The following is a 7,811-nucleotide window of genomic DNA, read 5'->3' as shown; positions in this document are numbered from 1 at the left end:
TTCCGATGCGCACCTGATCGACGATATCGATGCCATCCTCAAGGAAACCGGAATGGACCCTGCGCATTTGCAGCTGGAAGTGACCGAGAGCGCGGCGATGGATAATCCCGCGCGCAGCTTCGGCATGCTCGAGGCGCTGCGCCAGCGTGGGCTGCACGTTTACATTGACGATTTTGGCACGGGGTATTCCAACCTCGGCCAGTTGAAGCGCATGCCGATCGATGCGCTGAAAATCGACAGGAGCTTCGTGAGCGATGTGCTGACCGACAGCGACGATGCCGAGATTGCCACCGCCATCATTCGTCTGGCGCACGCCCTCCATCTACGCGTCGTGGCCGAGGGCGTCGAAACGCTCGAACAGGTGGCATTCCTGAAAAGTGGCGGTTGCGATGAAATTCAGGGTTATGTGATCGCCAAACCGCTGCCGCCGGACCAGGTGAGCGAACTGTTTGCGCGGACCTTCACCCTGGCCTGATCGTTCAGCTCAGGCGCTTGATACCCAGTGCCTTCAGAACGTATTTCTCATACAGCGGCTCCGAGTTGCCGGTTTTCATCTTGCGCATGAAATACTTTTCGAATGCCACCTTGGCCAGGCGCACCCATTTGCCTTTCTTCGCCCAGGCGGCATTGCGCGGCGGGATCTGCGGAACCACGACGCCACGGAACGGCAGCATCATCATCGCGTAGCTGAAATCGATCGTGTGCTCGCCCACGCCACCCAGCCCGAGATGTCCCACATAGGGTTCAGACGAGACATAGGTAATCGGCAGCTGGTGGTGCATTTTGCGGCGATGCAGGTCGGTTTCCAGCGCCATCGCGTATTCGCAGGCGGCGGGCGTGCCGCCCTGCCTGCGCCGAGGATGGCGATATGCGACATGACGAGCCTTTTCGAACGAGGAGTTGAAAGGAGGCAGAACTTACAAGGGGCGTGAAATGACGACCGCTCCCCGCAGTTCACCTTCGCCATAGCCGGTGGCCTTGTCATGGGGATAATCGGCCTGCAGCCTCGCCTTGACGCCATCGGGGATATGCTCGGGTGAGCCATGGCAGGTCACGCACATGGGCTGCAGGGTGATGGCTTTTGCATAACGCAGGACCTGCTTGCCCGACGACACGGTGACCACTTCCACCAGTTCCATCGTGTCAGGCTTTTCGCCCTGTTTCAGGCGCTCGGTGAATACCGCCAGCGCTTTGGCGTCCCATTCATCCGGTACGCCGGTTTCCGTGTTGCGCACCCGGGTACCCACTCGGCCGACTTTCCGGCCGGTCTGCCTCGACAGGTCGGCGGCGATTTGCGGGGCAACCTGCTTGCACACGCGTACAGCCGATTCGGGACCGTTGGCTTTCATTTCCTGCTTGAGCCGGCCGCCCAGCTGCGTGGTCAGCGTCTTGGCCGTGGCGCGCAGGGCGTCGACCTCATGGTCGTCTGGCTTCTGGGCTTCGGTTTGGGGAGTGGCGCAAGCCGAAAGCAACAGGGTCAGCAGCAATGCTTTTTTCATCATGGGATCCTCAAAATAGAGCGGGGTGCGGCGCGAGGCATGGCAACGTCATGTGCCCTGCCATGCTCGAAATCATTCAGCAAAATCGATACCACCTCATTCCCGGGTGGTTTCATCACCATTTTTCATATATCGATCAGTTGCTTGGCATGTTGCTCTTCGCCTGGAGGTGAGTTCGTGTGGCCATTGATCATGACATGATTGACATTTTGTCGAAGGAGTTAAGACAGATATGGCAGACGCATGGGGCGACCATGCATTCCGTTGTCCCTGTCACGTCACGCACCCAGCACGCGAGCGTGGCTGGCTGCGCCTTGCCGAAGCTGTTGGCGAGCAGGATGGCAAAATCGTCGGGTTCTTGCGGGATAGCGTGTGCGATGACTGCGAGCAATGTGGCGATGCCGGTCGGAATGGAAACCAGGAAGACTGCGGCGATGACTACGCCCGTCGACGAAATTGTGGAAGGCGTCGCCGGTCAGGATGAGTTTGCCGCCCTGCCGGGCGTGCACCGCGCAGTCGCGTGACAGTGCCGCCATAGCACCAGCTTCTGCAGCACGAAGAACAGCACGATACCGGCCAGCACCGTGCTGCTGATGGCGAGCGGCGGGGCCTGCTCCAGCGCCTTGGGGATCATGCCGGGAAAGGCCGCGCCGAGCAGGGTGCCGGTGGCGTAGGCGAGCGGGCAGGGCACCAGCCGGGTGCGGACGGCGTCGGGAAAGCGCAGCGGCAGGGTGGCCCGGCGAGTGCGCCGACGCTGCCGATGAGGGTAAAGACAATGGCCCAGGACATGTTCGGTTGGACGTAGGCGGCGGGGCTAAAAATGGGCCGGTACAAATGCAAAAAGCCCGCCCTGGGCAGGGCGGGCCTCAGCAGGCTTGCTTACAGCGACTTCTTGCAGAAATACCAGTCGGCGCACTCATAACCTTCGCTCATGCGCTTTTCGGCGGCATCGGCGTCCTGCGGGGTCGGCACGATGACCTTGTCGCCAGGTTGCCACCCTGCCGGCGTGGCGACCTTGTTCTTGTCCGAGGTCTGCAGCGCGGTGACCAGGCGCAGGAACTCGGGAATCGAACGGCCGTTGGTCATCGGGTAGTACACCATGGCGCGCAGGATGCCCTTGTCGTCGATGATGAAGGTGGCGCGGACGGCCGAGGTGTCGGCGGCGCCCGGATGGATCATCCCGTAGTCGTTGGCGACCTTCATCGACAGGTCTTCAATGATGGGGAAGGGAATTTCCACGCCGAACTTTTCCTTGATGTTGCGCACCCAGGCGACGTGCGAGTAGAAGCTGTCGATCGACAGGCCGAGCAGGTCGCAGTTGAGCTTCTGGAACTCGGGGTGATGCTGGGCGAAGGCCATGAACTCGGTGGTGCAGACCGGAGTGAAGTCGGCCGGATGCGAGAACAGCACCAGCCACTTGCCCTTGTAGTCGGCCAGCTTTCTGACGCCGTGGGTGGTCTTGGCTTCGAAGTCGGGAGCCGGGGCGTTGATCTGGGGCAGGGTGCGGGAGGACGTTGCTTCGGTCATCGTGGTTTCCTTTTTTAGTTGAGGTGTTCATTGGCGTTTACCTATGGTGAGTACTTTATGACGATGCGCGCGCACCGTGAAATGGATATTTCCAATCGAATACATCGAGATGCTCAATGGGCTTGTTGCCCAGCGGCGCCTCGTTGATATCGCTACGCAGGCTGCTGCATGGCGCGTGCTCGCAGGATTGCGTGCCGTCCCCGCAGCTTGGGGTGGTTGTGCTTCTCGACGTAGCGTGGGGCCCACCCAGCCAGCCCGACAGGAAATCGAACAGCTTGTTGGCCGATTCGGTGAGGTCGGCCGGATGGATCTTGCGCGCGGCGTAGGCCTCGGGCAGTTCATCCATCAGCGTACAGAAGTGGTCGACAAGCTTGCGGATGCCGGCGTCGCCGCCGACGCACTTGTAGGGGGAGTGCCCTGCTGGATGCGTTGCGTTCATGGCATCACCTCATGAAATGCTGGAAGTAGAAGAAGAATCCCAGGCCCATTCCGCACCAGGCGGCAACGGGACCGAGCAGCGCGCGCAGGACGCCGTTGCGGGGAATGAAACCGACGCCATGCACGAAGCCTGCCGAGAGGCCCCACATGATCAGCGTCAGCATGCCGTGGTTGATTGGCGTGCCGTCCGCCTCGGTGAGTCCGCGCGGCAGCAGGGTGACGAGCGCCATCAGGGCTAGCGCCGCAAACAGCGAGACTCCCCGCGCCCACCCGTGGTTCAGCGCGGCGCTCACGGGCGGCGCTCCTTGCGATAGGGACGCAGGTACAACCGTTCGAAGAAGCGCTTGGCCCAGTGCATGAGACGGCACGGCGGCAGGATCAGCGCGCGCTTTTCGTCGCGGTAGACCAGGATGCCGCGGTCGAGCGTATCGACGATGCAGACGAGCTCGACCTTGAAGCGCGCGGCAAGCGGCTTGCCAGCCAGGGCCCGCAACAGGTTTTCCGCCGCGGCCTTGGCCTGCAGGTCGGCGATGTGCGCCTGCTTGGGCAGCCAGTCGGGACCGGGATAGCTTCCGGAATCGCCGGCGACGTAGACCTTCTCCGCGCCGGCCACCTGGCAGTGGGCATCGGCCTTGAAGAAGCCGCCGTCGGACAGCGGTAGGCCGGCCTCGGCCGCCCACGCAGGCCCGCTCATGCCGGGCATGAAGAGAATCAGGTCGGCCGGAATGTCGCCGTCTTCGGTCCGGACCTTGTTCGTTTCGAAGCCGAGCGGCTTGCGACCGAGATGGGTGGCGATGCCGCGCTTCTGCATCTCGCGCAGCAGGCCGGCCACGGCCTTGTCGCCGAGGCGCTTGCCGGGTTCCTTCGTGGCATTGAAGAACACCAGCTTGAAGCGCTCGCGGCGGCCCTGTTTGCGCAGCAGCGTGTCGATGCCGAACAGCAGTTCGAACATCGGGCCGCCGCGCATCGCGCCCTGCTCTTTCGGATTGGTTCCGAAGCCGAAGGCGATCGTGCCGTCCGTCATGCCGGCCAGCCGTTCGCGGATCGCTTCGGCAGCCGGGGCGCCTTCGCAGATCGTCAGGGCGTGCTCGATGCCGGGCAAGGCCTTGAGGAAACGGCCGCCGCTGGCGATCAGCAGCGCATCGTTGGCGAGGGGGCCGCTGTCGGTCAGCACGGTGCGCCCGCCGTCGGCAAGGCCGGTGACGCGGCCGGCGTGGAAAGCGGCATTGTGTGCGGCGAGAAAACCCGACACGTCGATATCGAGATCGGCGCCACGCCGCAGCCCCGATGGTACCCAGATCAGGCTTGGGTAATACGTCAACGCGGCGCGCGGAGCGACCAGCGTGATCCGCGCATTGCGGTCGCGCCGACGCAGTTCGCGCACGGCGGTAAGTGCGGCGAATCCCGAGCCGAGGACGGCGATATGAGGTGCGCTTATGGCGAACTCCTGTGACAAACCTGCGAAATCAAGGCAAACGGAGAATCCGCCCGCGCGATGCGGGTACGCTCGTCCATGGAGAATCAACCGTGCCGTGCGTCGTTCGCGTTCTCGTTGCGCGCTTCGTCGAGCGCGTATTCCCTGACGTCGCACATCATTGCGCTGATCGAGGCGAGCAGCACGGCCATTGTGACTCCGAGTATCCAGGCGAAATACCACATGGCGATTCCTTTCAGTAAGCCGACTTGTCGTTGGCGGCGATGAATTCCGTCGTGACCTTGCCCCACATCACCTTGTAGCACCACGAGGTGTAGAAGATGATCAGCGGCATGAAGATCACCGTGGCGCCGAGCATCAGGCCGAGCGTGAGATGCGAGGACACGGCGTCGAACACGGTGAGGCTGGAGCGCGGATCGGTCGACGACGGCATGATGAAAGGGAACATCGACACACCGGCGGTGCCGATGATGCCGGCGCACGCAACTGATGAGGACCAGAACGCCAGCCCGGCCTTGCCGAGGCGAGCGAACAGGATGCCCGCGGCCAGGGCGGCGAACGCGGCGATCGGTACCCACTTCGCCCATGCATAGGTGTGGTAGTTGGTCATCCAGGCGCCGGCTGCGGTTGCCACGGTCTTGGCGAGTGGGTCGGGCGGGCCGCTGGGATCGATGGCGCTGGTAATCACATAGCCGTCGATGCCGGTCGCCACCCACCAGCCTGCGAGCGCGAAGGCGACGAAGGTCAGGGCGCCGAAAATCAGGCTGGCGGCGCGGACGCGGCGGTAGATGTCGCCCTCGGTGCGCATCATCAGGTAGTTCGCGCCCTGGAAGGTGACCATGCCGAGGCTGACGACGCCGGCGAGCAGTGCGAACGGGTTGAGCAGTTGCCAGAAGCTGCCGGTGTAGGTCGACATCAGGATGTCGTTGAAGTGGAAGGGCACGCCCTGCAGCAGGTTGCCGAAGGCGACGCCGAATATGATCGGCGGCACCGCCCCGCCGATGAAGAGACCCCAGTCCCAGGTGCTGCGCCAGGTCGGGTTCTGGATCTTGGAACGGTAGTCGAAGCCGACCGGGCGGAAGAACAGCGCCCAGAGTGCGGCCATCATCGCCCAGTAGAAGCCCGAGAAGGCCGTGGCATAGACCAGCGGCCAGGCGGCGAAAACCGCGCCGCCGGCGGTGATGAACCAGACCTGGTTGCCGTCCCAGTGCGGGGCGACGGTGTTGATGACGGCGCGCCGCTCGAGGTCGTTGCGGCCGACGAAGGGCAGCAGCACGCCCATGCCCATGTCGTGGCCGTCCATGATGGCGAACCCGACCAGCAGCACGCCGATCAGCAGCCACCAGACGAGTTTCAGGGTTTCGTAGTCCATGTCCGCTCCTTAGATTTTGTCGACCGCTGCGCCCGCCGGCAGTGCGCCGCCCGAATGACTGGGGCTGGCCGCGATTTCGCCGTGGTACTTGCCGGTGCCGAGGCTGGCCGGGCCTTGCCGCACGTACTTCGTCATCAAGTACATTTCGACGACCAGCAGCACGGTATAGAAGCCGACAAAGCCGGCGAGCGAGCCGTAGATATTGCCGACGCTGATGTTGGACACCGAGATGTGCGTCGGCAGCACGCCGTAGATCGTCCACGGCTGGCGGCCGTATTCGGCGACCACCCAGCCGAGTTCGGCGGCGACCCAGGGCATGGGAATGAACCACAGCGCCCAGCGCAGCAGCCATTTCTTCTCGATGAAGCTGCCCTTGATCGAATAGAACAGCGCCAGCGTGAACAGTGCGAGGAACAGGAAGCCCAGCGCGACCATGATGCGGAAGCTCCAGAACAGCGGGGCGACGCGCGGGATGGTGTCGTCGACCGCCTGCCGGATCATCTCGGGCGTGGCCTGCGAGACGTCGACAATGTATTTCTTCAACAGCAGGCCGAAGCCGAGGTCGGCTTTGTGTGCTTCGAACTGCGCGAGCGCAGCGGCATCGTCGCGATTCCTGCGCAGCTGTTCCAATGCGGCCACCGCCTTGATGCCGTCCACGATGCGTTCGCGATTCCTTTCCTTGATCTCCTTGATGCCGGGCATGGTCTTGGTGAGCGAGCGTGTGCCGATCAGGCCCAGCGCATAGGGGATCTGCAACTGGTAATCGTTGCGCTCGGCTTTTTCGTTCGGCACGGCGAACACGGTGAAGGCCGCCGGGGCGGGTTCGGTTTCCCACATCGCCTCGATCGCCGCCATCTTGGTCTTCTGCGATTCGCTCACGGTGTAGCCCGACTCGTCGCCCAGCACGATCACCGACAGCGCCGAGGCGAAGCCGAAGCCGGCGGCGATGCGAAACGAACGGCGCGCGAATTCGAGATCACGCCCTTTCAAGAGGTAGTAGCTCGAAATACCGAGCACGAACAGCGAAGCGGTGACATAGCCGGCCGACACGGTGTGAACGAACTTGGCCTGCGCCGTGGGGTTGAAGACGATGGCCCAGAAATCGCTCATTTCCATGCGCATGGTGACGAAGGAAAACGTCGCGCCGACCGGGTCCTGCATCCAGCCGTTGGCGATCAGGATCCACAGCGCCGAGAGGTTGGAGCCGACCGCCATCAGCACTGTCACCATGAAGTGCTTCCATTTGTTGAGCCGGTCCCAGCCGAAGAAGAACAGCCCGATGAAGGTCGATTCGAGGAAGAAGGCCATCAGCCCTTCGATCGCCAGCGGTGCGCCGAAGATGTCGCCGACGTAATGCGAGTAATACGCCCAGTTGGTGCCGAACTGGAATTCCATGGTGATGCCGGTGGTCACCCCGAGCGCGAAGTTGATGCCGAACAGCTTGCCCCAGAAGCGCACCATGTCCTTGTAGATGGGGCGGTCGGTGATGACGTAGGTCAATTCCATGATGACCAGGATGAACGCCAGCCCCAGCGTGAGC

Annotated in this window: 11 protein-coding genes; 1 reads left to right on the top strand and 10 read right to left on the bottom strand. The window is 62.9% G+C overall.

Features of this window, described 5'->3' with window-relative positions; translation table 11 throughout:
* A partial coding sequence (locus BGO22_RS16325) for an EAL domain-containing protein (protein WP_286851767.1) occupies positions 1-475 on the top strand: 475 nt, incomplete at its 5' end.
* Positions 476-479: 4 nt separating this feature from the next.
* Here BGO22_RS16325 and BGO22_RS16320 read toward each other — a convergent pair.
* From BGO22_RS16320 to BGO22_RS16275, 10 genes are all read right to left on the bottom strand, one after another.
* Positions 480-815 carry a hypothetical protein gene (locus BGO22_RS16320; RefSeq protein WP_353744358.1) on the bottom strand — a complete coding sequence of 112 codons (336 nt, stop codon included), beginning with the start codon at positions 813-815 and terminating at the stop codon, positions 480-482.
* 102 nt (positions 816-917) lie between these two features.
* Complete coding sequence (locus BGO22_RS16315; RefSeq protein ID WP_286851765.1) at positions 918-1,502, bottom strand: Tll0287-like domain-containing protein; 585 nt, start codon at positions 1,500-1,502, stop codon at positions 918-920.
* Positions 1,503-1,974: 472 nt separating this feature from the next.
* Positions 1,975-2,190: a ZIP family metal transporter gene (locus tag BGO22_RS16310; protein WP_286851763.1), complete on the bottom strand. Its 216-nt coding sequence runs from the start codon at positions 2,188-2,190 to the stop codon at positions 1,975-1,977.
* 188 nt (positions 2,191-2,378) lie between these two features.
* Complete coding sequence (locus tag BGO22_RS16305; protein WP_286851762.1) at positions 2,379-3,026, bottom strand: peroxiredoxin; 648 nt, start codon at positions 3,024-3,026, stop codon at positions 2,379-2,381.
* Positions 3,027-3,081: 55 nt separating this feature from the next.
* Positions 3,082-3,465, bottom strand: a complete 384-nt coding sequence (locus BGO22_RS16300; protein ID WP_286851760.1) for a globin domain-containing protein — start codon at positions 3,463-3,465, stop codon at positions 3,082-3,084.
* Positions 3,466-3,469: 4 nt separating this feature from the next.
* Positions 3,470-3,757 carry a cyd operon YbgE family protein gene (locus tag BGO22_RS16295; RefSeq protein WP_286851758.1) on the bottom strand — a complete coding sequence of 96 codons (288 nt, stop codon included), beginning with the start codon at positions 3,755-3,757 and terminating at the stop codon, positions 3,470-3,472.
* Positions 3,754-4,920: an NAD(P)/FAD-dependent oxidoreductase gene (locus tag BGO22_RS16290; RefSeq protein WP_286851756.1), complete on the bottom strand. Its 1,167-nt coding sequence runs from the start codon at positions 4,918-4,920 to the stop codon at positions 3,754-3,756. The genes BGO22_RS16295 and BGO22_RS16290 overlap by 4 nt, the downstream gene beginning before the upstream one ends.
* Before the next feature lie 65 nt (positions 4,921-4,985).
* Positions 4,986-5,123 carry a cytochrome bd-I oxidase subunit CydX gene (cydX, locus tag BGO22_RS16285; protein WP_286851754.1) on the bottom strand — a complete coding sequence of 46 codons (138 nt, stop codon included), beginning with the start codon at positions 5,121-5,123 and terminating at the stop codon, positions 4,986-4,988.
* An 11-nt stretch (positions 5,124-5,134) separates the two neighbouring features.
* Complete coding sequence (gene cydB, locus BGO22_RS16280) at positions 5,135-6,271, bottom strand: cytochrome d ubiquinol oxidase subunit II (RefSeq protein WP_286851752.1); 1,137 nt, start codon at positions 6,269-6,271, stop codon at positions 5,135-5,137.
* 9 nt (positions 6,272-6,280) lie between these two features.
* Positions 6,281-7,811 (bottom strand): cytochrome ubiquinol oxidase subunit I (locus BGO22_RS16275; RefSeq protein WP_286851750.1); only part of this gene is annotated, 1,531 nt, incomplete at its 5' end.

It is taken from the genome of Hydrogenophaga sp. 70-12, from assembly GCF_001897365.1.
GTDB classification, from domain to species: Bacteria; Pseudomonadota; Gammaproteobacteria; order Burkholderiales; family Burkholderiaceae_C; genus Hydrogenophaga; species Hydrogenophaga borbori.
Note: the sequence above shows the minus strand (reverse complement) of the source record. Positions and strands in the feature narration are given on the sequence as shown.

Coding starts and splice junctions, on each gene's coding strand:
- cydB (WP_286851752.1), bottom strand. CDS start 6,271: ATGGACTACGAAACCCTGAAACTCGTCTGGTGGCTGCTGATCGGCGTG.
- cydX (WP_286851754.1), bottom strand. CDS start 5,123: ATGTGGTATTTCGCCTGGATACTCGGAGTCACAATGGCCGTGCTGCTC.
- BGO22_RS16315 (WP_286851765.1), bottom strand. CDS start 1,502: ATGATGAAAAAAGCATTGCTGCTGACCCTGTTGCTTTCGGCTTGCGCC.
- BGO22_RS16300 (WP_286851760.1), bottom strand. CDS start 3,465: ATGAACGCAACGCATCCAGCAGGGCACTCCCCCTACAAGTGCGTCGGC.
- BGO22_RS16305 (WP_286851762.1), bottom strand. CDS start 3,026: ATGACCGAAGCAACGTCCTCCCGCACCCTGCCCCAGATCAACGCCCCG.
- BGO22_RS16320 (WP_353744358.1), bottom strand. CDS start 815: ATGGCGCTGGAAACCGACCTGCATCGCCGCAAAATGCACCACCAGCTG.